Genomic DNA, 24,718 nt, shown 5'->3' on the forward strand with positions numbered 1-24,718 from the left:
CGGGACATGCCCGTCGAGGTCAGCGCCCGGCGGCAGCGAGAATGCACCTGTATCGCTGGACGTCGGGCCGGCGCGGATCGCGCGGCAACGCCGTGACGGCGAAGCCGGTCCGACGGTAGAAGCCGACGGCGTCGTCGTCCGTCTCGGCGACCACCGGCGCATCCGGCGCGGCGGCCTGCACCGCCGACACGAGCGCGCGACCGAGCCCGTCCTCCCTGCGGGTGCCCTCGACCGCGAGGTAGCGCAGGACCGTGCTCGTGCGGCCCGTCTCGTACGCCGCGAGGCCCACCAGTCGGCCGTCGACGAGCGCGACGACCGTCGTCAGGTGGTCCTGCACCTCGGCCGCGAGGCTCTGCAACGCGGCGCCGGTATGGCCGCTGGCCGACTCGAGGAGCCCGAGGTACTCGGCAGACCCGCGGTCGAGGTCGGTCGGGGCGCAGAAGGTCGCGGCGGTCGGCATCGGGTCACCCTAGCGGCCGCGCACGAGGCGGCGCCCGAGCCTTCCCCGGTCCCGCCGAGCATGCGGTTGCCGCTGGTCGAGCATGCGGTTGTCGTCGCGCAGGAGGCGACTCGCGACGACAACCGCATGCTCGGCACCGAGGCCCGGGCACCGAGACCCCGTCCTGCCGGCTCCACCCCGCCTACCCCGCGACGTGCTCCCACGCGGCCGCCAGCCGGGGCACGGCCCGTCCGATCGCCTCGGCGTCCGGCGCGAAGGTGAGACGGACACGCGAGGAGGCTCCGCCGTCGGGCGTGAGGGACGGACCCGGGTTGATCACCACGCCGCGCACGGCCGCCGCCGCGGTCAGGGCGTGCGCGAGCGGGCGCCCCAGGTCGATCCACAGCGACAGGCCGCCCGCGGGTGACGCCACGCGCCACGACGGCACCGCGGCCGTGACGGCCGAGCGCAGCAGGTCCCGCTGGGACCGCAGCAGGGGAAGCCGCTCGGCGAGGACCTCCTCGCGCCGGGCGAGCAGCTCGGTCACCGCGAGCTGCTCGAGGACGGAGGTCGCGATGTCGCTCGCCGCGCGGGTCCGGGCGAGGTGCGCGACGACGTCGGGGTGCGCCCTGACCCACCCCACGCGCAGGCCGCCCCAGAAGGTCTTGGACGCCGAGCCCACGGTGAGCAGGTGGCTCGTCGCCGACCCGTCGCCCGCGAGCGGCTCGGGCGCGGGCCCGTCGAGCACGATGTCGGTGAGCGTCTCGTCGCCGATCACGGTCACGCGGTGGCGCAGCGCGATACGGCGGACCTCGGCGCGCTCGTCGGGCGTGAGGCTGTACCCCGTGGGGTTGTGGAAGTCCGGGATCAGGTAGGCGAGCCGTGGCGTGGCCGCGCGGACCGTCGACTCGAACAGTGCGACGTCGAAGCCCGGACCGTCGCCCGGCAGCCCCGCGCCCACCGGGAAGCCGACGACGCGCGCCCCGCGCCCGACCATGGCCTCGATGCCGTGCGCGTAGGTGGGCGACTGGACCACGACCCGGTCGCGCGGGCCGAGCACCGACTGCGCGATGGTCGAGATCGCGTGCTGGGCTCCCGTGGTGACGAGGACCTGGTCGGGGGTCGTGGGGGTGCCGCGCTCGGTGAGCCGGTGCGCGATCGCCTCGCGCAGAGGCTGCAGGCCCAGCGGCTCGTACCCGCGGCCGGACAGGTAGTCGGGCAGGGCCTCGAGAGCCCGCCCGTAGGCCGCGTGGAGCTGGGGCGGGGCGGCGGGGGCGGCCTGGCCCAGGTCGACGAGGTCGTCGGGCGGCTCGACGCCCACGGGGACCGGGGCGTCACCGCCGCACCAGCGGGGCTGGGCGCGGCGCGTGGGGCGCGGCAGGACCGCGACGGTCCCGACACCCGTGCGGCTCGTGACGAACCCTCGTTCGCGCAGCGCCGCGTACGCCGCGGCCGTGGTGGTCCGCGAGACGCCCAGGGCCCCGGCCAGGTCGCGCTCGCTCGGCAGGCGCGTGTGCGGGGCGACCGTGCCGGACAGGACGGCGCCACGGACCGCGTCGGCGAGCGCGACGTACGCGGGCCCCTCGGTCTGCCACCCGGCGATGAGTGCGCCGAGCGCGGGTGCAGAGAGTCGGCGGTGCACCGGGGGGAGCGTGGGGGCGGGCGCGGCGAGCGAGGTGGGCATGAGGCCACTCTCGCCGAATTGGCTATGGATTACCAGTCCATTCGTGCCTCACAGTGGGGGAGTGTCGATCAACCAGGGCTTCGGCCCCCTCCGCCGCACCGTCCAGCTCGTGCTCGGGCTCTTCGGCTTCTCGCTGACCATGGCCCTGCTCCTCCACTCGGGCATGGGCGCCATGCCGTGGGACGTCTTCCACCAGGGGGTCGCGCTGCGCACGGGGCTCCCGCTCGGTGTGGTCGTCGTGGCCGCGAGCGTCGTGGTCATGCTTCTGTGGATCCCGCTGCGCCAACGCCCAGGGATCGGCACGATCGCCAACATCGTCGTGATCGGCGCGACCCTCGACCCGTTCCTGCTGCTGCTCGAGCGCATCGACCCCGAGCCCACGACGGCCGGACGGGTGGCGCTCGCGGTCGCGGGCGTGGTGCTCAACGGGATCGCGACCGCCGCCTACCTCGGTGCGCGACTCGGCCCCGGCCCGCGCGACGGCCTCATGACGGGCCTGGTCGCCCGCACGGGCTGGCCCGTGCGCCGCGTCAAGACCGCGATCGAGGTCCTCGTGGTCGCGATCGGGTTCGCGCTGGGCGGGACGCTCGGGTGGGCGACGGTCCTCTACGCGCTGGGCGTGGGCCCCGTCGTCCAGGTCGCGGCGAGGTGGCTCGCGCCGCACCTGCGTCCGGCGGTCGTGCCGGTCGAGGTGCTCGACGGCGTCGCGCACCTCCCGGGGGACGTCGCCCTGGGGGACGTGCCGGGAGAGCCCGAGCCCCACGCGGCCTAGGTCCGGCTCGCCGCGGCTACGCGATCAGTTGTCAGAAGTGCACCGGGGGATACCCCGGTGCACTTCTGACAACGGGTCCCCCCACGAGGGGAAGCCCGACGACGGAGCGCACCCGGGCGCGCGGGCGCGCTCCGTCGTCGGGCAGTCAGGTGGCCGGAACGCCGTCAGCGCGCCCGACGGGGCCTAGTGCTGGTGGGCGGGCTCGGGGTGGCCGTGCTCGTGGTCGTGGTCGTGCGGTGGCGCGTCCTCGTCGTCGCGGTCGGCCCGCACGTTGACCGCTCCCGCGGTCCAGTACCCGACGACCTGGTGCCGGTCGCGCGGCATGCCCCACGCGGTGCGCAGGGTGCGGCGGATGTCGCGGCTCGCGGCGCTCTCGCACGCGACCCACGCGTAGCCCGGGGTCTCCAGGACGGGCAGGTCGCGCACGGCCTCGACGAGTGCGGCGCCCGTGCGGGCGCCCTGGGCCGTGACGAGCCAGGTATAGGTCACGTCGCCCCGGGTCTCGAGCTCCTGGCGGTCCTCGAGCGTGGGCACCTCGACGACCGCGTGCGCGACGGCACCCGGCGCGAGCTCCTCGACGATCCGCCCCAGCCCCGGCAGCCCCGTCGGGTCGGCGACGAGCAGGCGCCAGCCGGCGTCGGCCGGGGCGTCGTAGTAGCTGCGCGAGTCGCCCCCCGCGAACACGCCGAGCACGTGGCCCGGCTCGGCGCGGACGGCCCAGTCGGACGCGAGGCCGCCGTCGTGCACCGCGAGGTCGACCACGATCGTCCGGCCCTCGTCGTGCACGCGGCGGGCCGTGTAGTGGCGCCACGGGGGCTCGGTGCCCTCGACGGGCACGACGCCGTAGTCGTCCTGGTTGAAGAAGTCGATCTCGGCGACGGTCTCGCCGGGGACGGGGAAGGCGAGGTCGATGCGCTCGTCGCCCTGCCCGTCGGTCGTCCACCGCCAGTCGCCGACGGCCTCGAGATGGACACGGACCATGTGCGGCGTGATGCGCGTCGCCGTGACGACGCGGGCCGGGAAGCAAGGTGAGGACACCCTCACACCGTAGGTCGGGGGAGGGGGTGCTGTGGGGCCAGGGTGTACCGCGCACCGGCCAACCGGCGCGCTCCGGTCGGCGGGGTCCGGCGGGGGTGCGAGCGGAGGTCCCCCCTCAGTTGTCAGAAGTGCACCGGGGTATTCCCCGGTGCACTTCTGACAACTCGCTCAGGTCCTGCGAACAGCGAACAGCGTCAGCGCGGTCCGGGGGCTCCGGCGGCGGTCTTGCCCGCGTCGCGCTCGACGACGTCGCCGAGGATCTCGTCGATCTTCGTCATGAGCTCGGCGGGGATGACCACGCCCGAGGCCTTGACGTTCTCGGCGACCTGCTCGGGGCGCGAGGCGCCGATCAGGGCGGCAGCGACGTTGTCGTTCTGCAGGACCCACGCGACCGCGAGCTGTGCCTGGGTCAGGCTCAGCTCGTCGGCGACGGCCTTGAGCTGCTGGACGCGCGTGAGCACGTCCTCGGTCATGAACTGCTGGATGAAGCGCGAGCCGTTGGCGTCCGTGGCACGCGAACCCGCCGGGGCGGGCTGGCCGGGCAGGTACTTGCCGGACAGGACGCCCTGGGCGACGGGGGACCAGACGATCTGGGACAGGCCCAGCTCGCGCGAGGTCGGGACGACCTCGTCCTCGATGACGCGCCACAGCATCGAGTACTGCGGCTGGGACGAGATGAGCTGGAAGCCGAGCTCCTTCGACAGGGCGTGGCCCGCACGGATCTGGTCCGCGGTCCACTCGCTCACGCCGATGTAGAGGGCCTTGCCCTGGCGGACGATGTCGGCGAACGCCTGCATCGTCTCCTCGAGCGGGGTCGACTGGTCGAACCGGTGCGCCTGGTAGAGGTCGACGTAGTCGGTGCCGAGGCGCTGGAGCGAGCCGTTGATGGACTCCATGACGTGCTTGCGCGACAGGCCCGAGTCGTTGGCCCCACCGGGGCCCGTGGGCCAGTAGACCTTGGTGAAGATCTCGAGCGACTCGCGGCGCTGGCCCTTGAGGGCGTCGCCGAGGACCTGCTCGGCCTTGGTGTTCGCGTAGACGTCCGCGGTGTCGAACGTGGTGATGCCGGCGTCGAGGGCGGCGTGGACGCACTGGGTGGCGACGTCGTTCTCGACCTGCGAGCCGTGGGTGAGCCAGTTGCCGTAGGTGATCTCGGAGATCTTGAGACCGGAGTTGCCGAGGAAGCGGTAGTTGGGCATGGGGACAACACTAGGTTGCCCGGGGCACCTCGGTGCAACTCCGGCCCGTCCGGCGGCCCGGCGGGCGGCTACTCGGGGAAGGTGCCGTGCTTCTTGTGCATGGGCTTGGGCAGGCGCGCGCGGCGCAGCTGGAACGCGCGCATCACGGCGTACATGGCGTTGCCCTTGGGGGCGGACGGCCCGAACTTGGCGATCAGGCGCTTCTTGAGCGAACGCCACATGATGAACGCGTCGATGATCGTGATGAGCACGATCCCGTAGAGCACGAAGATGATGATCGTCGCCATGTTCAGGTTCTGGTTGAACACGAACGTCAGGACGATGAACACCAGAGCCACGGGCAGGAAGAACTCGCCCAGGTTCCAGCGGGCATCCACGTAGTCGCGCACGTAGCGCTTGACCGGGCCCTTGTCGCGGGCAGGCATGTAGCGCTCGTCGCCCGTCTGCATGGCCTGGAACTGGCGGTCGCGTGCGTCACGCTGCTGCTGGCGCGCCGTCTTGGCCGCGGACTTGCGGTCCGAGGGCACGAGCGGGCGCTTGTTGGCGGCCTCGGCGACCTTGCGCTTGGGCGTCGGCCTGCCCTTGCCGCCGGCCTTCTCGATCTCGGCTGCAGCGGCAACGGGATCGGGGGCGTCGTTCGACGAGGGCGCGGAGGACTTGTTGCGTGAGAACACAGGTCCAGCGTAGTCGAGGACGGGGGCTGCCTCGTCACGCGCGTGGGCCGGAGCGAGAACGTACCGACGGGTAGCGTTGGCCGGGTGAACAGCACACCTGGAACCAGTACTCCTTCCGAGCCCGACGACGTCGCTCACCTGCGCGCCCGGGTCGCCGAGCTCTTCCCCGCCCTGCGCGAGGACCTCGAGGCGCTCGTGCGCATCCCGTCAGTGTCCAACTCGGCGTTCGACCAGGCCCACGTCGCGGCGAGCGCCGAGGCCGTGGCCGAGCTCCTGCGCGGGGCCGGTCTGCCCGAGGTGCAGATCCTGCAGGCGACCGGGGTCGCGGGCCCGCTCGGCGCGCCCGCGGTCGTCGCGCGCCGCCCGGCCCCCGAGGGCGCGCCCACGGTCCTGCTCTACGCGCACCACGACGTCCAGCCCCCGGGTGACGCCGCCGCGTGGGACACCGACCCGTTCGTCCCGACCGAGGTCGACGGTCGCCTGTTCGGTCGTGGTGCGGCCGACGACAAGGCCGGGATCGTCGCGCACGTCGGTGCGCTGCGGGCGCTCGCCGCGCTCGGGGAGGACCTGCCGATCGGCGTCACGGTCTTCGTCGAGGGCGAGGAGGAGGTCGGCTCGCCGAGCTTCCTGCCCTTCCTGCACCAGTACCAGGACCTGCTCGCGGCCGACGTGATCGTCGTCGCGGACTCCTCGAACTGGAAGGTCGGGGTGCCGGGGCTCACGACGAGCCTGCGCGGGCTGGTCGACTGCGAGGTCGAGGTCGCCGTGCTGGGCCACGCGGTGCACTCGGGCATGTTCGGCGGCCCGGTGCTCGACGCGCTCACGCTGCTCGCGCGCCTGATCACGACGCTCCACGACGACCAGGGCAACGTCGCGGTCGACGGGCTGGTGTCCGCGCCGGACCCGAGCGTCGACTACGAGGAGGCGGACTTCCGCGCCGACTCCTCGGTCCTCGACGGGGTCCGTCTCGCGGGGGAGGGTGCCCTGTCCGGCCGGTTGTGGACCAAGCCCGCGCTGTCGGTCATCGGGATCGACGCCCCGAGCGTCGCGCACGCGTCCAACACGCTGACCCCGCGCGCGACCGCCAAGCTCTCGCTGCGCATCGCGCCCGGCCAGGACCCCGCCGCCGCGCTCGCCGCGCTGCGGACGCACCTCGAGGCGAACGCTCCCTTCGGAGCGCAGGTCACGGTCCGTGACGGCGAGCTCGGCAAGCCGTTCCAGGCGCCGACCGACTCCGTGGCGATGCAGGCCGCGCGCTGGGCCTTCGAGACGTCGTGGGGCACGGCTCCGGTCGACATCGGCATCGGCGGGTCGATCCCCTTCATCGCCGACCTGCTCGACGTCTTCCCGGACGCGTCGATCCTCGTCACGGGCGTCGAGGACCCGGACTCGCGGGCGCACGGAGCCAACGAGTCCGTCCACCTGGGCGAGCTCGAGAAGGTCGTCCTGGCCGAGGCGCTGCTGCTCACGAGGCTCGCGCAGGGCTGACGCCCCCGCGCTCCTGTCACCCGAGGCCGGGTCCGGGGTCGCCGTCGGTCTGACGGCGACCCCGGACCCGGCCTCGGGTCGTCAGGACCTGGGCCGGGGGAGGCGAGGCGTGGCCGACGGGCGGCCCGTACCGCTCCCCGACGCCCGCCCTGTCTGGCGGGGGAGCCCGGTGCTACTTTCGGAGCATGACCCCGCAGGATCTCGAGGAGCTCGTCCTGCTGCGCCGCGCCCGGGACCTGATGGACCGGGAGTACGCGGCGCCGCTCGACGTCCCGACCATGGCGCGCAAGGCCCTCATGTCTCCGGCGCACTTCTCGCGCCGGTTCCGCGCTGCCTACGGCGAGACGCCCTACTGCTACCTCATGACGCGCCGGATCGAGCGCGCCATGGCCCTGCTGCGCGGCGGCGCGAGCGTCACGGACGCGTGCATGGCCGTGGGGTGTACGTCGCTCGGTTCGTTCAGCGCGAAGTTCGCGGAGATCGTGGGCGAGCCCCCGTCGGTGTACCGGAGCCGCGAGCACGCTGCCGTGAAGGCGATGCCGCCGTGCGTCGCGCAGGTCCTCACGCGCCCGGCCCGCGGAGCGACGGGCGCGTCCGCAGGTGCGGCCGGAGCATCGAGCAGGATCGGAGAAGCGAGCGCACGGGCCTCGTCCTAGAGTCGCCGACATGACCATCTCGCTGAAGTTCTGCAACATCACCGTCAACGACGTCGACGAGTCGATCACCTTCTACGGCGACGCGCTCGGCCTCAAGGTGCACAACGACGTGGGCGCCGGCGGGTTCCGCTGGGTCACGCTCGGGTCCGACGTGCAGCCGGGGCTCGGGATCGTGCTCTCGGCCCCGCACGCGGGCCGGTCGCAGGCCGACGGGGACGCGCTCCAGGAGCTCATGATCAAGGGCGTCCTGCCGATCCTCGTGTTCGAGACCGACGACGTCGACGCGCTCTTCGAGACCGTCCGGGCCTCGGGTGCCGAGGTCCTCCAGGAGCCCATGGACCAGGACTGGGGCCCGCGAGACTGCGCGTTCAGGGACCCGTCGGGCAACATGGTGCGGGTGGCTCAGGCGGTCGCGGCCTGAAAAGGGACAGCGGCTGCGGCCTGAACAGGGGCAGCGGCTGCGGCCTGAGCAGCGGGGAAGCCTCCGCGCCCTGAGCCGCGGGAGTCCCCGCCACCCAGGGCAGACTCTGCCCGACGACGTCCCCTCCGCGCGCAGCCGTGTCACCGCGCGCGGAGGTCGCGTCGTCCGGCGCCTGGGCGGTGGTCGTCTCCTGCGACCGGTGGTGGGATGGGGACATGGCGAACGAGTCGATGGTCCCCTTGCTGCCGTGTGCTTCGATCGACGAGATCGGTGACTTCGCCGCGGCCCTCGGGTTCGAGGTCACCTTCCGGCAGACCCGACCGAACCCGTACCTCGCGCTCCGGCGGGAGGGTATCGACCTGCACTACTTCGGGATCGACGGCTTCCGTCCGGAGGACTCGTACGGCTCGTGCCTGGTCGTGGTCGACGACACCGAGCCGCTGTACGAGGCGTGGGCCGCGGGCCTGCGCGCGGTCCACGGGAGGCTCCCGCTGAGCGGGTTCCCCCGGATCACCCGGCCTCGCCGTCGGGCGAACGCGGACGGTCTGAGCGGCTTCAGCCTGGTGGACCCTGCGGGCAACTGGATCCGCGTCGTGCGGAGGGCCGCGAGCGAGCCGGCGGGGGTCGCGGCCGACAGGGCGGCCGGCCCGGTGCCCGAGGTGCCGGCCGGCGACGTCGATGCGGCAGGGATCGGCGAGGCCTTGGCAGGTGAGTCCCGCCTGCTGCGAGCCGTCTCGAACGCGGTGGTCCAGGCGGACTCGCGCGGCGACGTCGAGCAGGCCGCGAAGATCCTCGACGGCGCACTGCGGCGTGACGAGGCCCTCGGGGACGCCGGCGCGTCGGCGCGTGACCGGGTCGAGGCCCAGGCCTACCGGGCCGAGCTCGCCGTGCGGCTCGACGACGCCGGGACGGCGCGGCGCATGCTCGACGAGGTCGACCGGTGCGTCGCCGTGGCGCGAGGCCAGCACCTCACGCAGGACCTGACCACGATCCTGACGCAGCTCGAGGACGTTCGGGCGTGGCTGGACGCGCAGGGGTGAGAGAGCGCGTCGGGACGGTCGGGGCGACCTGCCGCCTCACAGGAGGAACGGCGTGCTGGGGACCGTGAGGTAGTCGTCGGGGTGCGTGACGGGCGCCGCGAGCATGCCCGCGCTCGCGTCGATCAGGAAGTAGCCGACCCCGGTCCAGGCCGGCGGGGTCCCCTCGTGGACGCGCGCCTCGTGCTCGGCGCAGACGCCCAGGGTCATGGGGCCGAGGATCTCGAAACGTCCCCGGACCACGCGTGGGGGGAGGTCGCTCAGTGCGGCCTGCAGCCGGCGGACGAGGTCCTCGACGACGGGGTTGGCCGTGGTCAGTCCGGCGAGCGCCTCGGCGACCGAGGGGACCGTGCGGACCTGGAAGACGAACCGCGCACGCCAGCTGGGGACGGGCAACGATGCCAGGTGCTCGATCCAGGGCAGGAGCAGGCAGGCGAGCAGGTCGCGCACGTCGGAGTCGTCGTTCAAGGATGCGACGAGCGCCGTCCGGCGCCTGTTCATCTCCTCGAGGTGCCGGCCCAGCAGCGCGCGCAGCAGCTCGTCGCGGCCGCCGAAGTGGTAGGCGATGGCCGAGTGGTTGGCGGTGCCCGCGTGCTCGGTGATCCGCCGGTTGGACACCGCGTCGATGCCGTCGCGCGCGAAGAGCTCCTCGGCCGAGTTCAGCAGCGTCTCGCGCGCCCGGTCGCTGTGCTGTCCCATGCGGTGGGGCCTCGTCTCGTGGTGGTTCGGTCGTGTGCTGGGGGCGCCTCGTCGAGGACCGGTCAGGGGCTCCGACCTGCGCGGGCACGAGCCCGCTCCCGTCAGGCTCCGTGGACAGCCGGCAGCCACGGCTCGTGCGGCGGTCCCGACTGCGGCGATCATGCCATCCGGACGGCCGGGGTGCTCGCCGCGTCGCTGGGCGGGACCCTCGCGTCCAGCACGTGACATTTTTACGCCACGTGGCGTAATCTCGTCCGGTTGGTTCATCCCAGCCGCACATCGAGGCGGCGCCCTTGCAACGGCGCACGGGGTAGCACGTCGCCCTCTCGCCACGCCGTACAGGAGCACACACTTGAGCAACAAGACACCCGCGCGCAGCTCGGACCAGGTGCTACCGGACCCCGACTCCCCGGCCGTCACGACGACGGACGGCGCTGAGGCCGACGCCGAGGCGGCCGCCCTCAAGCGCGCCAAGGCCGAGACCATCGGGCGCTACGTGGCAATGTTTTTCATGCCGCTCGTCATGGTGTCGATGATGATCAGCGGCTACCTGGGCACCATGCACGCCCCGGCGCCGCACGACATGCCCGTCGCCGTCTCGGGCAGCGCGCCGCGGGCCCAGGCCTTCGCCGACGCGCTGGAGGCTGCCGACCCCGACGCCGTCGACGTCCTCCTCGTCGGCTCCGACGAGGAGGCGCGCGGCCTGGTGCTCGACCGGGAGGTGTCCGGAGCCGTGCACGTCGCCGACGGCGCTGCGACGGTGTACACCGCAAGCTCGGCCGGGGCGTCGCAGTCCTCGACCGTCACGGGCATGCTCGCCCCGCAGGTCCTGGCCCAGGGGCTGACCCTGGAGACCGAGGACCTCGCCCCGCTCCCCACGTCCGACCCGGCGGGCCTGGGCGCGATGTTCCTGGCCACGGCCTGGTGATGGCCGGCTACCTGCCCTTCAGCGTGACCCTCTCCAACTCGCCCGAGCTCCTGCGCTTCCGGCGAGCGATACCGCTCCTGGCCGGCTGGGCCGCCCTGGTCGCGGCCCTCGTCTGGACGGTCACCGGTCCGCTGCTCGGCGTGGTCCAGGGGCACACCCCGGAGGTGCTGGGCATCGCCTGGCTGGGGGTCTTCTCGGTCGGCGCGGTCCAGCTCCTGCTGACGCGCTTCCTGGGGCCCATGGCCGTGATCGCGGCCATGCTCCTCCTGACCGTGCTGGGCATGCCGGCCTCGAACATGAGCATGAGCGTCTACACCATGCCGGAGTTCTTCACGGTCCTGCACGGGTTCCTTCCCCTGCCGGCGGTCGGTGAGGCGCTGCGCTCGGTCCTGTACTTCGACGGGTCAGGCGTGGGCTCGCACCTGCTGGTCCTGGTCGTGGGTGCGGTCGTCGCTCTGGTGCTGACGCTCGTGTTCGACGCTCGCAAGCGCCGCCGCAACCCGGACGCGGGGCCGCCCCCCGTGACCGTGCCCTCGCTGCACGGCGGTCCGCGGCCTGCGACCCGCCGGTGGCGCTATGCCGCCCTGCTCTTCTTCCCGCTCGCGATGGTCACCATGATGATCTCGGTCATGCTCGGCGCCATGTCGTCCCCGACGCCGCGGGACATGCCCGTCGCGGTCGTCGGCGCCACGGTGGACCAGGCCCAGGACGCGGTCGACGGGCTCGACCGGAGCATGCCGGGCCTGTTCGACCTGCGGGCCGTGGGCTCGGCCGACGAGGCGCGCACCCAGGTGCGGGACCGCACGGTCAGCGCGGCGTTCGTCCTGCCGTCGGCCGAGCGCCCGAGCGCGACCCTGGTGACCAACCAGGCCGCCGGCGCCAGCGCGAAGCAGGTCGTCACGGCGGTGTTCGGTCAGGTCGCCGCGGGGCAGCAGCTCGACCTCGAGACCGACGACGTCGCCCCGTTGTCGACCACCGACACCATGGGCTCGGTGAGCATGTACCTGGCCATGGGCTGGGTCCTGTCGGGATTCATGATCATCATCGTCGGCGCCAACGCGGCACCGAGCTCCCGACCGCTGCGCCGGCTCGTGCCCATCGTGGCGGGGTGGGCGGTGTTCATGTCGGCGGTCCTGTGGCTCATCGCCGGTCCGATCACCGGGAGCGTGTCCGGGCACTTCTGGCCGCTGTGGGGCACAGGGATCGTCGCGATCTTCTGCGTGGCCATGTTCAGCGCGGTGCTCGAACGGCTGTTCGGGATGCTCGCGGTGGTCCCCGCGGTCGGCATCCTGATGCTCGTCGGCGTCCCCGCCTCGGGGGGCGGGCTGTCGATCTACATGGAGCCGGAGGTCTTCCGGGTCCTGCACGAGATCCTGCCCATGCCCGCGGCCGTGGAGGCGATCCGCTCGATCCTCTACTTCGGCGGCGACACGGTCGGTGCGCACCTGACCACGTTCGGGATCTGGGGAGCCGTGTCCCTCGCGCTGGTCGTGGTCATCGACAGGTTCAAGCCGCTGCGCACCGGGTCGGTGCCGCACGAGCCGGACGCCGACGAGCCCGAGCCGGTCAAGGAGCTCGCCCTCGTCTAGCGTCGGCGGCTCCCCGCAGAGCCCACCGGCCCCTCCAGGTGGTGCCCGCCAGGCTCGTGACGATCCTGGCGGGCGCTGCCCTCGCCGCGCCGCGTCGCGCGAGGGCTTCCTGGGGACCGGAGCCCAGGCTGTGCGTCAGGCGGGACGGGTGGTCGGGTCGGCCTCGTCCCACGACACCTCGCGGAAGTGCTCGACGACCGGGAACGGCTCGTAGAAGTGGTGGAGCAGCGCCTTCCACTCCTGGTACCCGGCCGAGCCGCGGAAACCCACGGTGTGTGCCTCGAGGCTGTCCCAGCGCACGAGCAGGAGGTACGTCGCGGGCCGCTCGAGGCAGCGGCCGAGCGAGAGGTCGCGGAAGCCCGGCACGGACGCGATGATCCCGCGCGCCGTGCCGAAGGCCTCCTCGAAGGCCTGTTCGCGGCCGGGAACCACGTGCAGCAGGGCGTGCTCGAGCACCTCGTCGGTCATGGCCACGACCCTAGGGCGACCGGAGGTCAGCGGGCCGCGACGTCCACGGCCTGGGCCCAGTCGCGCACGTCCGCGGGGAGCTCGGGGCTCGTGACGTCCGCGCCCAGCAGCCCGACGACGTCGGGCCCGGGGATGCGGTCGCCCGCCTTCGAGAGGAACCGGCCCGCGATCAGCCCGCGGGCGCACAGGTCGCCGCCCCGGGAGAAGACCTGCTCGAGGTAGACGACGCGCTCGTCCCACCCGAGCACCCGGGTCGTGATCTCGAAGCGGTCCCACAGCTGGAGAGAGCGGCGGTACTTCATGGTCGAGGAGGCCACGACGGGGTACCAGCCCTTGTCGCGGAGCAGGCCGAACGCGCCGAGGTCGGCGAGGAAGTTGCTGCGGGCCACGTCCATCATCTGCAGGTACACGCCGTTGTTCACGTGCAGGTAGAAGTCGAGGTCGCCCGGGCGCACGCGCATGCGTGTCACGGAGGGGTCGAGTACCCCGCGGCCCGGGACGGCCTTGCGCGGCAGGGTGCTGGCGATCGTGAGCTGGATCTGTCGGGTCACCGTCGCAGGGTACAACCCGGAACGTGCGGTATCAGGTATCCCGGGCGACGTCACGCCAGGCCGAGGCCGTCGCGGAGACGCGCCACAGGGTTTCGGACCGTCCAGGGCGACGTGTGAGGATGGCCCCCGTGACCTCCCGGACCGCCGCCCCCCTGCCCGACAGCGCCACGCACGCCGACCAGGCCGCGCAGCCCACGACCTCGCACCACTGGAGCGTCCGCGCCTTCCGCGCGGTCGCGATCGCCGAGGCGTTCTCCTGGGCGGGCCTGCTCGTCGGGATGTACGTCAAGTGGATCGCCGAGGCCTCCGAGATCGGGGTGAAGGTCTTCGGCCCGGTCCACGGCGCGCTCGTGATCGCGTACGTCCTCCTCGCGATCCTCGTCGCGGTCCGCCAGCGCTGGACGCTCCTGACCGTGTTCTTCGCCCTCGCGGCGACGCTGCCGCCGTTCCTCACGGTCGTGTTCGACCGGTGGGCCCACCGATCGGGCCGGTACGAGGAGCGCACGAGCGCCTGACGGACGCGCCGGTCCGCCTGTCCGGCGACGCGCCCTCCCTCGGGCTCAGGCGCCCTCGTACTGCAGGTCGTGGCGCACCTGGTCCGCGACCTCCGCGTTCTCGAACCGCTCGACCAGGTGGAGCGCCATGTCGATCCCGGCCGAGACTCCTGCCGAGGTGACGACGTCGCCGTCGTCGACGAAGCGGGTCTCGGTGTCGACCATGATGCTGGGGTCGATCCCGGCCAGCTCGTCGTAGTGGTCCCAGTGGGTCGTCGCGGGGCGACCGGCGAGCAGCCCGGCTGCTGCCAGGACGAGCGAGCCCGTGCACACGCTCGCGAGCAGCGGGGTCTGGACGCGCATGGCGTGGAGCCACTCGAGATGGATCCGGTCGCCGACGAGCGGCTGCACCCCGGGACCGCCCGGATAGACGAGAAGCTGGAGGGGGCCGACGTCGTCGGCCGAGCTGTCGGGCACCATGTGCAGGCCCTGCGCCAGCCGGACCCCGCGCCCGTCCCACGAGAACGTGGCGACCCGCGGCTTGAGGGCAGAGCGCTCGCGCCACGCGGTGAACACCTCGAAGGGGCCGGCGACGTTGAGCTCCTCGGCCCCGTCGAACACGTAGATGCCGATGCTCAGACCGTTTCCGGTGGTCATCACTCACCCCTCGGTTCTTCTGCGGCAGTGCAGTCGTGCGGTCGGCGGGTCCGCCGGCGCGCGCCGACGGACCCGCCGGGGGTCCTACAGCCCGGGCAGGGCGAGCATCTGGTCGAGCGCGACGCGAGCCCAGTGGGCGTCGTCGGCGTCGACCACGATCCGGTTGACGGTGCGGCCCGCGACGAGCGACTCCATGGCCCACACGAGGTGGGGCAGGTCGATGCGGTTCATGGTCGAGCAGAAGCAGACCGTCGAGTCGAGGTAGTGCACCTGCTTGTCCGGGTGCGCGCGCGCGACGCGGCGCACCAGGTTGAGCTCGGTGCCGATCGCCCAGGACGAGCCGGGCTCGGCCGCGTCGAGCATCTTGATGATGTACTCGGTCGAGCCGACGTAGTCCGCGGCCTCCACGACCTCGTTCTTGCACTCGGGGTGGACCAGGACGTTGACGCCAGGGACGGCGGCACGGATGTCGGTCACGTTGCGCTCGGAGAAGCGCCCGTGCACCGAGCAGTGCCCGCGCCACAGGATCATGCGGGCGTCGCGCAGCTCGGCGTCGGTCAGGCCGCCGTTGGGCTTGCGGGGGTCGAACACGACGCAGTCCGCGGGGGACATGCCGAGCTTGAGGAGTGCAGTGTTGCGTCCGAGGTGCTGGTCGGGCATGAACAGGACCTTGCCCGTGCCGTCGACCCCACCCACCTGATCGAACGCCCACCGCAGCGCGACCTCCGCGTTCGAGGACGTGCAGATGGTCCCGCCGTGCCGACCCGTGAAGGCCTTGATCGCGGCGGTCGAGTTCATGTACGTGACGGGGAGCGTGACGTCGGCGATCCCGGCGTCCTGGAGGACCTCCCACGCGTCCTCGACCTGGTTGATCGCGGCCATGTCGGCCATCGAGCAGCCCGCCGCGAGGTCCGGCAGGACGACCTGCTGGGCGTCCGAGGTGAGGATGTCCGCGCTCTCGGCCATGAAGTGCACGCCGCAGAAGAGGATGAACTCGGCCTCGGGGCGGGCCGCGGCCTCGCGTGCGAGCTTGAACGAGTCGCCCGTGACGTCCGCGAAGTCGATGACCTCGTCGCGCTGGTAGTGGTGGCCCAGCACGAAGGCTCGCGAGCCGAGCGCGGCGCGGGCCGCGCGGGCACGTTCGACGAGGTCGGGGTCGCTCGCCGCCGGCAGCTCGCCGGTGCACTCGACCCCCCGCTCGGAGGCCAGGTCCCGGCCCTGCCCGAGCAGCAGGAGGGGGGACGGGGCAGGTTCCGCAAAGGTGTTGTCCAGCAGGGTGCTCACGGGAACATCGTCGCACAACGAGGCCGGGACGAGGGGGTTCGTCCGGCTCCTCCGGGCCGCCCGACGGCGCCGCGCACGTCTCGTGAGCAGGTCCGTCTCGCGAGGTGGTCGCCTCGCGAGAGCGACCCCGTGTGACCTGCGCCACCGACGGCACGCGGACCTGGCACAATCGCGCCATGCGCCTTCTCCTCGCCGTCGCGGAACCGCTCGCACTGACCGACGGCACGCTCTCCGCGAGCGAGGTGCGGGACCTGGTCGCCACGGCCTGGGGGGCGGCGTCGGGGGCGCTGGTCGACGCGTGCGTGCTCGACCCGGGCGCGGGCGGCTTCCTGCGCGCGCTGGCCGAGCACGTCACGGACGAGGTCGTGACAGTCGCCCGTGACACCCGCGGGCGTGACGTGCCCGTGACGTTCCGCCTCGGACAGGCTTCGACGGGCGGCGCGCGCACCGCGTACGTCGAGGGTGCGGCTCTCCGGGCGACGGTCGGCTCGGCACCCACCGACCCCCCGGGCGCCTCTGCGCACCCTGACCAGGGCGACCTGGGCGCGCGGACGAGCTACGGCGTCGGGCAGGTCGTCGCGCAGGCCGCACGGCTCGCGTCGCGCGTCGTCGTGGCGACCGGCGGCCTGGGCGCGCACGACGCGGGCGCGGGCCTGGTCGCGGCGCTCGCGGGAGCAGGGGACGGGCCCCTGACCCGGGGAGGCACGGCTCTCGGCGAGGCGGGCCGGGCCGACGCGGCCCAGGTGCTCGCGGCGCGCGAGCACCTCGCGGGGACCGAGCTGGTCGGCGCCGTGGACTCCGACCTGCCCCTGCTGGGCCTGCACGGGACGAACGGCGCGCTCGCGGACGCGGACCCCGCCCTGGCTGCGCTCGCCCAGGAGCTCGAGCGGGCGCACGGGCACTGGGCCCACGAGGTCTCGCGAGCCCTCGCGCACGTGCCGACCGGTCCGGCGTCGCGCTCGCTGCTCGCAGGCCCGACGGCGCCGCCCGGCCCGAGCGCTCGGGCCGCGGCCGGCGCGGCGCAGTCCGTCCGGGAGACGAGCCGTGCCCTCACGGCGCTGCCCGGTGCTGGGGCCGGTGGTGGGCTGGGGTTCGGCCTCGCGGCGCTCGGAGCACGGCTGCTGCCGGGCATCGCGGTCGTCGCGGACGTGGTGGGGCTCGACGCCCGGGTCGCCGCGGCCGACCTGGCGGTCGTGGTCGTCGATGCGCTCGACGCCTCGGCCGTGCACGACGGCGCCCTGCCCGAGGTCGCCCGCCGGGCCGCCGCGCTCGGCCTCCCCGTCGTCGTCCTCGCCCGGGAGGTCCTCGCCGGCCGGCGCGAGCAGGCTGCCGCGGGGATCAGCGGGGCCTACGAGCTGGGCCGCGACCTGTCGGCGGCGAGGGCACGCGTCGGGCGCGTGGCGCGGACGTGGAGCGGCAGCGTGCCGGGAGCCTGAGGCCCAGTACCCGCGGACCGCCTCGTGGGCCCCACGACGAGCCGCGGGCGCCGCCGTCGTAGACTCGGGAACAGAACCACGACCCGTCGTGTTGACGGGTATGCGACAAGCCTGAGGACCGATCGGCCTGCCCGGGAGCGGGAGCCGCAGGCCGACGGCACACCACGGGGCGAGAGCCCACCGAAGACTGTGCGGAGAACACGATGAGCGAGACCACCGAGACCGCCACCCACGGCGTCCTGCTGACGGACTTCGCGGCCGGCAAGATCCGCAGCCTCCTCGAGCAGGAGGGCCGCGACGACCTGCGTCTGCGCGTCGCCGTCCAGCCCGGCGGATGCTCGGGCCTGATCTACCAGCTCTACTTCGACGAGCGCGTCCTGGACGGCGACGTCCTCAAGGACTACGACGGCGTCGAGGTCGTCGTCGACAAGATGAGCGTCCCCTACCTGGACGGCGCGACCATCGACTTCGCCGACACGATCGAGAAGCAGGGCTTCACGATCGACAACCCCAACGCGGGCAGCGCCTGCGCGTGCGGCGGTTCGTTCGGCTGATCCGCGGCGCCCGGCCCTGCGGACCTCGCAGCGGTCGAGCCACGACGGCCCGGTCACCTCACGGTGGCCGGGCCGTCGGCGTCCTCGGACCTTCCGCTCACCCGCCCAGACGGATCGTGATCGCCCAGGTCGTGCCGCCGTCGGGCACGCTCGGGGTGCTCTCCTGGGCCGCCGCCTGCGCGCCCGGTGGGGCGGCGTCGGCGGGCGCGGGACGCGCGTCGCGCGCGGTCTCGACCACGGCGTCGTCCAGCACGGCGTTCTCGACCACGGCATGCCCGCGCATGCGCGCCCACGCGGGCACGTCGTGGCGGGCCGCGGGGTCGGTCGACCAGACCGTCAGCACGTCGCCCGGCGACCGGTCGCGCGCGACCGCGGCGAGCCGGATGACCGGCAGGGGGCAGCGCAGCCCGCGCGCGTCGACGACCTCCGGGACCGGCGGCTGCGTGGTCGGCTCGATGCTCACAGCCCGCTCACCCCGAGGGAGGCGCGCACGCGCGCCACGGCGCCGGGCAGGACGGCGAGGAAGCGGTCGACGTCCTCCTCGGTCGTGCTCCGGTCGAGCGCGATGCGGACGTTGCCGTGCGTGAGGACGCCCATGGCGGCCAGGACGTGGCTGGGCTCGAGCGAGCTCGACGTGCACGCCGAGCCGGACCCGACCGCGAAGCCCGCACGGTCGAGCTCGCTCACGAGGGCCTCGCCGTCGACGAACAGGAACGAGAAGGTCACGACGTGGGGGAGCCGGTCGTCGGGGTCGCCCACGACCTCGACGTCGGGGATCTGCCCGACGACGGCCCGGACCTTGGCGACGATCGCGCGCCGGCGCGCGTCCTGGGCCGCGCGGTCGGCCAGGACGGACTGGAGCGCGACGGCCGCGGCGAACGCCGCGGGGACGCTCACCCCGCCCGGGAACCAGGGGTCGGCGTCCTCGGGCCACGTGCGGCGCCAGCGGACGCGGTTGCGCACCGCGAGGACACCGACCCCGGCGGGGCCGCCCCAGTCGCCCGGGTCGGTGGCGAGCAGGTCCCAGGCACCGGGTACCTCCGCGTGCCCGACGACGGCGCCCGCGTCCACGAGGAGCGGGACGCCCGCGCGGCGGGCGGCGTCGTGGACGGCTCCGACGGGCTGGAGGGTCCCGACCTCGCCGTTGGCAGCCTGGAGCGCGGCGAGCGCGACGCCCGGGGACGAGACGGCCGCGATCATCGCGGCCTCGTCGACCCGTCCGAGCAGGTCGACCGGGACGGTCACGAGGGGGCGCGCCGTCGACGGCGTCTCGAGAGCCACGCTGGTCTCCGGGCGGAGGTCCGTCCGGGGGGTGTCCGTCGTGGAGAGGTCGGGGGCGGTGGGGGTGACCGAGGACGTCGCGAGCTCGGCCGCGTGCAGGACGGCCGCGCGCTCGACCGCCGAGACGACGATGCCCGGTCCAGCCCGCCGACGCCCGAGCGCGACCGCACCGACCGCCGCGTGCAGCGACGCGGTGTGCGAGGACGAGAAGCGGATCTCCTCGGTGCGGGCGCCCAGGCCCGCCGCGACGGCCTCGCGTGCGCCGTCGAGGAGCACGGCCGCGCGACGTGCCTCGGCGTGCAGTCGACGTGGATCCGCCCAGCCGTCGTCGAGCGCCTGGTCGAACGCGGTGCGGGCGAGGGGGTGCAGGAGCGCCCTGCCCCCGTTGTCGAGGTAGACCCGACGCGGGGGAGTGGTGGTATCCGTCACATGTGCTCCTGAGTGGCGTGGAATACGGTGGGGAGGGCTCCGCGGGCCCGTCGATCGGCGGACTTTCATTGGAGATGCGCCGAATGTGCCGAGGCTGCTTCTCACAGTCTGCACGGTAGCGCGAGGCTCGGGCGAAGCGACGATCTGACAGAACGGTCAGAGGTGTGCCGAACCCCGTGTTTTCGGGGAAAGTTGGCGGATTCGTCACGTTCACAAGGCGCGTTGACGGCGCGCGGGAGGGCATTCAAGCGCTAGGCTCTGTGGGTCGAGGACGAAGGTTCTGCGGGGACCTCGTGGAGAGATCGAGCCCCCCTGTCGGACGTTGAAGTGAAAGGCCCCCCTTGCACTCGCAATCCCCTAGCCGCACACGGCGAACCATCCTGCGAGCGACGGCAACCGCTGTCGCTGTCGCTGCGGTGGCGTCCGGTTGTGCCAGTGAGACCGTTCAGCGCGGATTTCTCCCCGGATATTCCGACGGTGAGGTGACCGACCAGACCGCCCGCATCACATCGCTGTGGAACGGGTCCTGGATCGCGGCACTGATCGTCGGCGTCATCACGTGGGGACTGATCCTGTGGTGCGTCGCTGCCTACCGCAAGCGCAAGGACGACCACGTCCTGCCCGTGCAGACGCGCTACCACCTGCCCCTCGAGATCATGTACACGGCTGTGCCGATCGTCATGGTGCTCGTGCTCTTCTACTACACCGACCGTGACATGACGGCGATCAAGGATCTCTCCGAGACCCCTGACGTCGAGATCCAGGTCATCGGCAAGCAGTGGAGCTGGGACTTCAACTACCTGACGGACGACGTCTACGAGTCCGGCCAGCACGAGGCCAACGTCGGCGACCTCCGTTCCGAGGACGAGATCGAGGGTGCCCCGGGCACCGCGACCTCGCTGCCGACGCTCTACCTGCCCGTCAACGAGGTCGTCCGCTTCAAGCTGGACTCCCGCGACGTCATCCACTCGTTCTGGATCCCCGCGTTCCTCTACAAGATGGACATGATCCCGGAGCGCACCAACGAGTTCCAGGTCACCCCCACGCGTGAGGGTGTCTACGCCGGCAAGTGCGCCGAGCTCTGCGGTGAGCACCACTCGGGCATGCTCTTCAACGTGGCCGTGGTCTCCCGTGCGGAGTACGACGCCCAGATGCAGAAGCTCGAGGACAAGGGACAGATCGGCGAGCTCGGGCTGGACCTGAACCGCCTCCAGGACCCGAACCAGCCCGTCGTCACGGAAGGTGAGAACTGATGGTCGCGCAGGCCGAAGTCATTCCCGGTCTCGCCCCGAAGCGCCAGACGCTCGGACGAACCGTCATCAAGTGGGTCACCTCGACCGACCACAAGACGATCGGGTACATGTACCTGATCACGTCGTTCATCTTCTTCTGCATCGGTGGCCTCATGGCCCTCGTGATCCGTGCCGAGCTCTTCGAGCCCGGCATCCAGATCGTGCAGAGCAAGGAGCAGTACAACCAGCTCTTCACGATGCACGGCACGATCATGCTGCTGCTGTTCGCGACCCCGCTGTTCGCGGGCTTCGCGAACGTCATCATGCCGCTGCAGATCGGCGCGCCTGACGTCGCGTTCCCGCGACTGAACATGTTCGCGTACTGGCTGTACCTGTTCGGTGGGCTCATCGCCTCCGCCGGCTTCTTCACCCCGCAGGGGGCCGCGTCGTTCGGGTGGTTCGCGTACGCGCCGCTGTCGAACACGACGTTCAGTCCAGGAGCTGGTGGAGACCTCTGGGTCTTCGGCCTGGCGCTGGCCGGGTTCGGAACCATCCTCGGTGCCGTCAACTTCATCACGACGATCATCACGATGCGCGCCCCGGGCATGACCATGTTCCGCATGCCGATCTTCACCTGGAACACGCTCGTCACGAGCCTCCTGGTCCTGATGGCCTTCCCCCCGCTGGCCGCAGCGCTGTTCGCGCTCGGCGCGGACCGTCGCCTGGGTGCGCAGATCTTCAACCCGGAGAACGGTGGCGCCATCCTCTGGCAGCACCTCTTCTGGTTCTTCGGGCACCCCGAGGTCTACATCATCGCGCTGCCGTTCTTCGGCATCGTCTCCGAGATCCTGCCGGTCTTCAGCCGCAAGCCGATCTTCGGCTACAAGGGTCTGGTCTACGCGACGATCGCGATCGCTGCCCTCTCCGTGACGGTGTGGGCTCACCACATGTACGTCACCGGTGCGGTCCTGCTGCCGTTCTTCGCGTTCATGACCATGCTCATCGCAGTTCCGACCGGTGTGAAGTTCTTCAACTGGATCGGCACCATGTGGCGGGGCAAGCTCACGTTCGAGACGCCCATGCTCTGGTCGATCGGCTTCCTCGTGACCTTCCTCTTCGGTGGTCTCACGGGAGTCATCCTCTCGAGCCCCGCGCTGGACTTCAGCCTCTCCGACTCCTACTTCGTCGTGGCGCACTTCCACTACGTGGTCTTCGGCACCGTGGTGTTCGCGATGTTCGCGGGCTTCTACTTCTGGTGGCCCAAGTTCACGGGTCGCATGCTCAACGAGAAGCTCGGCAAGCTGCACTTCTGGCTGCTGTTCATCGGCTTCCACGCGACCTTCCTCGTCCAGCACTGGCTGGGTGTGGCTGGCATGCCGCGTCGTTACGCGGACTACATGCCGGAGGAGGGCTTCACGTGGATGAACCAGGTCTCGACGGTCGGCGCCTTCATCCTCGCCGCCTCGACCCTGCCGTTCCTCTGGAACGTCTACACGACCTGGCGCAACGCGCCCAAGGTCACCGTGGACGACCCGTGGGGCTACGGGGCCTCGCTCGAGTGGGCGACGTCCTGCCCGCCTCCGCGGCACAACTTCACCTCGCTGCCCCGGATCCGTTCGGAGCGCCCCGCGTTCGACCTGCACCACCCTGAGGTCGCGGCCATGGACCACGCGGAGCCCAACCCGAGCGTCCTGCAGCAGGTCTACGGCGATGCCGACCGCCGCGGCGAGACCGCAGCCGCCGTGGACCGTGTCGAGGGCACCGAGCGTTCCAGCTCGTCGACCTCGACCATGATCATCGACGAGCCGCACGCCGGCGAGAAGGAGGACGGCAAGTGAAGGTCGAATCGAGGCTCCACCTCTTCCTCGCACCGTTCTTCCTCCTGGTGGCGCTCGTCTACGGGTTCTGGAGCCACTGGGAGCCCGTCGGCTCCGCAGCGCTGTTCCTGACCTTCGGCCTCGCGGCCATGATCGGTGGCTACCTGGCGCTGACGGCCAAGCGCATCGACGCCCGGCCCGAGGACGACCCGGACGGTCTCATCGAGCAGGGCGCCGGCGACCAGGGCGTGTACGCGCCCTGGAGCTGGTGGCCGCTGGCCATCGCCGGTGCAGCGGCGATCGCCTTCCTGGGCCTCGCCCTGGGCTGGTGGATCTTCGGCATCGGCGCCGTCCTCGGCGCCGTCGCACTGGTGGGCTGGGTCTTCGAGTTCTCTCGCGGACAGCACGCGCACTGATCGCCTGAACGTCACGACGGGCCCCGTCTCCCTCTGGGAGGCGGGGCCCGTCGGCGTTCCCGGGCACGAAGCGCGGACTCCTGCTCACGTTGCACGAGGGCGTGTTCTCCGTGGGGGACCGGCGCGCCGCCCCAGGGCGTGATCGTTGCCCGGGGGCGTCGCCGGAGGAGTGCCTGTGTGATCGAGGAGAAGGGGCGCTGCTCGATCTGGGCGAGAAGACCTGGTGGTCTGCCGGAGGCAAGCACGAAGAGCATCGGAGAGGCCACGAGGGCGACACCTGTGGCCGCCCTACGACCACGCGGACCCAGCAGCCTCCCTCCAGAGCTCCTCGGCCGAGGAAGGGAGGCCGGAGCAGGAACCGGCGTCGCAGCCTTCCAGGCCGGCAGGAGAGCGCGCCTCGTCGTCGGCCCTGACCGGTGCGCGCGCCGTCCCGGTCTGCTGACTCTGGGCGGCGACGAGCGGGACGGGACGCCTCGATGTGTGCACGTCCGGCGTTCGAGCCGCGACGGCTGGCGCACCGCGGAGATCGGTGCCCCGTGGGCGTCCCCGGACGACGCACGGGCCGCACAGGCACCCCGAGAAGGGGGCTGTGCGGCCCGTGGGGCGACGCAGAGGGTCAGGCGGGGATGATGAGGCCTTCGCCCTGGGTGCGGGCGCGTGCGAGGCGTGCGTCGGCGTCGGCCCAGTTGACGAGGTTCCACCAGGCGGTGACGTAGTCGGCGCGCACGTTCTGGTAGTCGAGGTAGTAGGCGTGCTCCCAGACGTCCAGCAGGACGATGGGGACCAGGCCCAGGGCGATGTTGCCCTGCTGGTCGTAGAGCTGGACGATGATGAGCTTCTTGCCGAGGGTGTCCCAGGCGAGGATGNAACAGCTGCTCGCGGGGCTCGATGACGAGGACTTCCGGACCGTCTACGAGCAGTAGGCGTGCTCCCAGACGTCCAGCAGGACGATGGGGACCAGGCCCAGGGCGATGTTGCCCTGCTGGTCGTAGAGCTGGACGATGATGAGCTTCTTGCCGAGGGTGTCCCAGGCGAGGATGGCCCAGCCCGAGCCCTGGACGCCKGCGGCGACCGCGGCGAAGTGCTTCTTGAACTTCTCGAACGAGCCGAAGTCCTCGTCGATGGCTGCGGCGATGTCGCCCGTGGGCTCGCCGCCGCCCTCGGGRGAGAGGTTGGTCCAGAACGCGGAGTGGTTGACGTGGCCGCCGAGGTTGAACGCGAGGTTCTTCTCGTGGAGGTTGACCGCGGCCAGGTCGCCCGAGTCGCGGGCCTCGGCGAGCTTGTCGAGCGCGGTGTTGGCGCCGGTCACGTAGGCCTGGTGGTGCTTGGAGTGGTGCAGCTCCATGATGCGGCCGGAGATGTGGGGCTCGAGTGCGCCGTAGTCGTACGACAGCTCGGGAAGGGTGTAGACAGCCATGCCGAAGTTGCCGCCGCCCACGACGATCGCGACCTGCACGCCCTGACGCACGGCCTCC

At 72.2% G+C, this 24,718-nt stretch carries 26 protein-coding genes and 1 pseudogene; 13 read left to right on the forward strand and 14 right to left on the reverse strand.

Translation table 11 applies throughout. The features are described 5' to 3' along the window. Positions 1-19 precede the first annotated feature (19 nt). Positions 20-460, reverse strand: coding sequence for a GNAT family N-acetyltransferase (locus ASE27_RS13610; protein WP_056651221.1), 441 nt, complete (start codon positions 458-460; stop codon positions 20-22). Positions 461-641: 181 nt separating this feature from the next. Then, positions 642-2,123 (reverse strand): PLP-dependent aminotransferase family protein, encoded by a 1,482-nt coding sequence (locus ASE27_RS13615; RefSeq protein ID WP_056651224.1) that lies wholly within the window; start codon positions 2,121-2,123, stop codon positions 642-644. 139 nt (positions 2,124-2,262) lie between these two features. Here ASE27_RS13615 and ASE27_RS13620 point away from each other — a divergent pair, with 139 nt between their 5' ends. Beyond that, entirely contained in the window at positions 2,263-2,895 is a 633-nt protein-coding gene (locus ASE27_RS13620; RefSeq protein ID WP_082608933.1) for a YitT family protein, read from the forward strand. A 183-nt stretch (positions 2,896-3,078) separates the two neighbouring features. Here the strand turns inward: ASE27_RS13620 and ASE27_RS13625 are convergent, their stop codons facing one another. The 3 genes from ASE27_RS13625 to ASE27_RS13635 form a co-directional block, all read right to left on the reverse strand. Next, positions 3,079-3,933: a siderophore-interacting protein gene (locus tag ASE27_RS13625; RefSeq protein ID WP_235535439.1), complete on the reverse strand. Its 855-nt coding sequence runs from the start codon at positions 3,931-3,933 to the stop codon at positions 3,079-3,081. 194 nt (positions 3,934-4,127) lie between these two features. Then, a complete protein-coding gene (locus ASE27_RS13630) occupies positions 4,128-5,132 on the reverse strand; it encodes an aldo/keto reductase family protein (protein WP_056651229.1) in 1,005 nt (334 codons plus the stop codon). A 68-nt stretch (positions 5,133-5,200) separates the two neighbouring features. Then, the gene (locus tag ASE27_RS13635) at positions 5,201-5,806 is read right to left on the reverse strand and encodes a DUF3043 domain-containing protein (protein ID WP_056651232.1); all 606 of its coding nucleotides are present in this window, start codon (positions 5,804-5,806) and stop codon (positions 5,201-5,203) included. An 84-nt stretch (positions 5,807-5,890) separates the two neighbouring features. Here ASE27_RS13635 and ASE27_RS13640 point away from each other — a divergent pair, with 84 nt between their 5' ends. The 4 genes from ASE27_RS13640 to ASE27_RS13655 all read left to right on the forward strand — a co-directional run bounded on the left by ASE27_RS13640 (position 5,891) and on the right by ASE27_RS13655 (position 9,411). Next, positions 5,891-7,294 (forward strand): dipeptidase, encoded by a 1,404-nt coding sequence (locus ASE27_RS13640; RefSeq protein ID WP_056651234.1) that lies wholly within the window; start codon positions 5,891-5,893, stop codon positions 7,292-7,294. Between the two features lie 185 nt (positions 7,295-7,479). Continuing rightward, positions 7,480-7,950, forward strand: coding sequence for a helix-turn-helix transcriptional regulator (locus ASE27_RS13645; protein WP_056651237.1), 471 nt, complete (start codon positions 7,480-7,482; stop codon positions 7,948-7,950). A gap of 10 nt (positions 7,951-7,960) precedes the next feature. Then, on the forward strand, positions 7,961-8,371 hold the full coding sequence (locus tag ASE27_RS13650; protein ID WP_056651239.1) for a VOC family protein: 411 nt from the start codon (positions 7,961-7,963) through the stop codon (positions 8,369-8,371). A gap of 215 nt (positions 8,372-8,586) precedes the next feature. Then, entirely contained in the window at positions 8,587-9,411 is an 825-nt protein-coding gene (locus ASE27_RS13655) for a hypothetical protein (RefSeq protein WP_056651493.1), read from the forward strand. A gap of 36 nt (positions 9,412-9,447) precedes the next feature. Here the strand turns inward: ASE27_RS13655 and ASE27_RS13660 are convergent, their stop codons facing one another. Beyond that, positions 9,448-10,107: a TetR/AcrR family transcriptional regulator gene (locus ASE27_RS13660; RefSeq protein WP_056651243.1), complete on the reverse strand. Its 660-nt coding sequence runs from the start codon at positions 10,105-10,107 to the stop codon at positions 9,448-9,450. Positions 10,108-10,459: 352 nt separating this feature from the next. Between ASE27_RS13660 and ASE27_RS20655 the strand changes: the two genes are divergently transcribed. Next, on the forward strand, positions 10,460-11,035 hold the full coding sequence (locus ASE27_RS20655; RefSeq protein ID WP_200955942.1) for a hypothetical protein: 576 nt from the start codon (positions 10,460-10,462) through the stop codon (positions 11,033-11,035). Further along, complete coding sequence (locus ASE27_RS13665; protein ID WP_200955943.1) at positions 11,035-12,624, forward strand: ABC transporter permease; 1,590 nt, start codon at positions 11,035-11,037, stop codon at positions 12,622-12,624. The genes ASE27_RS20655 and ASE27_RS13665 overlap by 1 nt, the downstream gene beginning before the upstream one ends. A 135-nt stretch (positions 12,625-12,759) precedes the next feature. Here the strand turns inward: ASE27_RS13665 and ASE27_RS13670 are convergent, their stop codons facing one another. Then, a complete protein-coding gene (locus ASE27_RS13670; protein WP_056651247.1) occupies positions 12,760-13,092 on the reverse strand; it encodes an antibiotic biosynthesis monooxygenase in 333 nt (110 codons plus the stop codon). A gap of 26 nt (positions 13,093-13,118) precedes the next feature. Further along, on the reverse strand, positions 13,119-13,643 hold the full coding sequence (locus ASE27_RS13675; protein ID WP_056651497.1) for a thioesterase family protein: 525 nt from the start codon (positions 13,641-13,643) through the stop codon (positions 13,119-13,121). A gap of 128 nt (positions 13,644-13,771) precedes the next feature. On the opposite strand from ASE27_RS13675, the gene ASE27_RS13680 reads away from it, so the two are divergent. Next, a complete protein-coding gene (locus tag ASE27_RS13680) occupies positions 13,772-14,158 on the forward strand; it encodes a DUF3817 domain-containing protein (protein WP_235535440.1) in 387 nt (128 codons plus the stop codon). A 45-nt stretch (positions 14,159-14,203) separates the two neighbouring features. Here ASE27_RS13680 and ASE27_RS13685 read toward each other — a convergent pair whose 3' ends face one another. Beyond that, a complete protein-coding gene (locus tag ASE27_RS13685; RefSeq protein ID WP_056651249.1) occupies positions 14,204-14,794 on the reverse strand; it encodes a DJ-1/PfpI family protein in 591 nt (196 codons plus the stop codon). A gap of 84 nt (positions 14,795-14,878) precedes the next feature. Next, the gene (gene nadA / locus ASE27_RS13690) at positions 14,879-16,078 is read right to left on the reverse strand and encodes a quinolinate synthase NadA (RefSeq protein ID WP_056651253.1); all 1,200 of its coding nucleotides are present in this window, start codon (positions 16,076-16,078) and stop codon (positions 14,879-14,881) included. Positions 16,079-16,254: 176 nt separating this feature from the next. Here nadA and ASE27_RS13695 point away from each other — a divergent pair, with 176 nt between their 5' ends. Continuing rightward, a complete protein-coding gene (locus tag ASE27_RS13695) occupies positions 16,255-17,514 on the forward strand; it encodes a glycerate kinase (protein ID WP_157257620.1) in 1,260 nt (419 codons plus the stop codon). Between the two features lie 203 nt (positions 17,515-17,717). After that, complete coding sequence (locus ASE27_RS13700; protein ID WP_056651260.1) at positions 17,718-18,068, forward strand: iron-sulfur cluster assembly accessory protein; 351 nt, start codon at positions 17,718-17,720, stop codon at positions 18,066-18,068. A 97-nt stretch (positions 18,069-18,165) separates the two neighbouring features. Here the strand turns inward: ASE27_RS13700 and ASE27_RS21185 are convergent, their stop codons facing one another. Next, positions 18,166-18,531, reverse strand: coding sequence for a sulfurtransferase TusA family protein (locus ASE27_RS21185; RefSeq protein WP_369819017.1), 366 nt, complete (start codon positions 18,529-18,531; stop codon positions 18,166-18,168). After that, positions 18,528-19,778: a cysteine desulfurase family protein gene (locus ASE27_RS13710; protein WP_056651262.1), complete on the reverse strand. Its 1,251-nt coding sequence runs from the start codon at positions 19,776-19,778 to the stop codon at positions 18,528-18,530. Before ASE27_RS13710 ends, ASE27_RS21185 begins: the two co-directional genes overlap by 4 nt. Before the next feature lie 341 nt (positions 19,779-20,119). On the opposite strand from ASE27_RS13710, the gene coxB reads away from it, so the two are divergent. Genes coxB through ASE27_RS13725 form a run of 3 tightly spaced genes read left to right on the forward strand, consistent with a single transcriptional unit; the run spans position 20,120 to position 23,243 of the window. Continuing rightward, positions 20,120-21,031, forward strand: coding sequence for a cytochrome c oxidase subunit II (gene coxB / locus ASE27_RS13715; RefSeq protein WP_056651265.1), 912 nt, complete (start codon positions 20,120-20,122; stop codon positions 21,029-21,031). Beyond that, positions 21,031-22,848 (forward strand): cytochrome c oxidase subunit I, encoded by a 1,818-nt coding sequence (gene ctaD / locus ASE27_RS13720; protein WP_056651268.1) that lies wholly within the window; start codon positions 21,031-21,033, stop codon positions 22,846-22,848. The genes coxB and ctaD overlap by 1 nt, the downstream gene beginning before the upstream one ends. Next, positions 22,845-23,243 carry a cytochrome c oxidase subunit 4 gene (locus ASE27_RS13725; RefSeq protein ID WP_056651272.1) on the forward strand — a complete coding sequence of 133 codons (399 nt, stop codon included), beginning with the start codon at positions 22,845-22,847 and terminating at the stop codon, positions 23,241-23,243. Before ctaD ends, ASE27_RS13725 begins: the two co-directional genes overlap by 4 nt. A 616-nt stretch (positions 23,244-23,859) precedes the next feature. Here ASE27_RS13725 and ASE27_RS13730 read toward each other — a convergent pair. Together ASE27_RS13730 and ASE27_RS13735 are read right to left on the reverse strand one after the other, a co-directional pair. Continuing rightward, a partial coding sequence (locus ASE27_RS13730) for a superoxide dismutase (RefSeq protein WP_235535441.1) occupies positions 23,860-24,109 on the reverse strand: 250 nt, incomplete at its 5' end. Between the two features lie 68 nt (positions 24,110-24,177). Further along, positions 24,178-24,660, reverse strand: a pseudogene (locus ASE27_RS13735) (superoxide dismutase); the annotation flags it as partial. Positions 24,661-24,718 lie beyond the last annotated feature (58 nt).

Source organism: Oerskovia sp. Root918 (genome assembly GCF_001428945.1).
GTDB lineage: Bacteria > Actinomycetota > Actinomycetes > Actinomycetales > Cellulomonadaceae > Oerskovia > Oerskovia enterophila.

Bases quoted from the DNA above. Each gene is read 5' to 3' on its own strand.
- ASE27_RS13685 (WP_056651249.1), bottom strand. From the start codon at position 14,794: ATGACCACCGGAAACGGTCTGAGCATCGGCATCTACGTGTTCGACGGG.
- ctaD (WP_056651268.1), top strand. From the start codon at position 21,031: ATGGTCGCGCAGGCCGAAGTCATTCCCGGTCTCGCCCCGAAGCGCCAG.
- ASE27_RS13670 (WP_056651247.1), bottom strand. From the start codon at position 13,092: ATGACCGACGAGGTGCTCGAGCACGCCCTGCTGCACGTGGTTCCCGGC.
- ASE27_RS13700 (WP_056651260.1), top strand. From the start codon at position 17,718: ATGAGCGAGACCACCGAGACCGCCACCCACGGCGTCCTGCTGACGGAC.
- ASE27_RS13610 (WP_056651221.1), bottom strand. From the start codon at position 460: ATGCCGACCGCCGCGACCTTCTGCGCCCCGACCGACCTCGACCGCGGG.
- ASE27_RS13615 (WP_056651224.1), bottom strand. From the start codon at position 2,123: ATGCCCACCTCGCTCGCCGCGCCCGCCCCCACGCTCCCCCCGGTGCAC.
- ASE27_RS13665 (WP_200955943.1), top strand. From the start codon at position 11,035: ATGGCCGGCTACCTGCCCTTCAGCGTGACCCTCTCCAACTCGCCCGAG.
- ASE27_RS13650 (WP_056651239.1), top strand. From the start codon at position 7,961: ATGACCATCTCGCTGAAGTTCTGCAACATCACCGTCAACGACGTCGAC.
- ASE27_RS13660 (WP_056651243.1), bottom strand. From the start codon at position 10,107: ATGGGACAGCACAGCGACCGGGCGCGCGAGACGCTGCTGAACTCGGCC.
- ASE27_RS13655 (WP_056651493.1), top strand. From the start codon at position 8,587: ATGGCGAACGAGTCGATGGTCCCCTTGCTGCCGTGTGCTTCGATCGAC.
- ASE27_RS13620 (WP_082608933.1), top strand. From the start codon at position 2,263: ATGGCCCTGCTCCTCCACTCGGGCATGGGCGCCATGCCGTGGGACGTC.
- ASE27_RS13695 (WP_157257620.1), top strand. From the start codon at position 16,255: ATGCGCCTTCTCCTCGCCGTCGCGGAACCGCTCGCACTGACCGACGGC.
- ASE27_RS13630 (WP_056651229.1), bottom strand. From the start codon at position 5,132: ATGCCCAACTACCGCTTCCTCGGCAACTCCGGTCTCAAGATCTCCGAG.
- ASE27_RS13645 (WP_056651237.1), top strand. From the start codon at position 7,480: ATGACCCCGCAGGATCTCGAGGAGCTCGTCCTGCTGCGCCGCGCCCGG.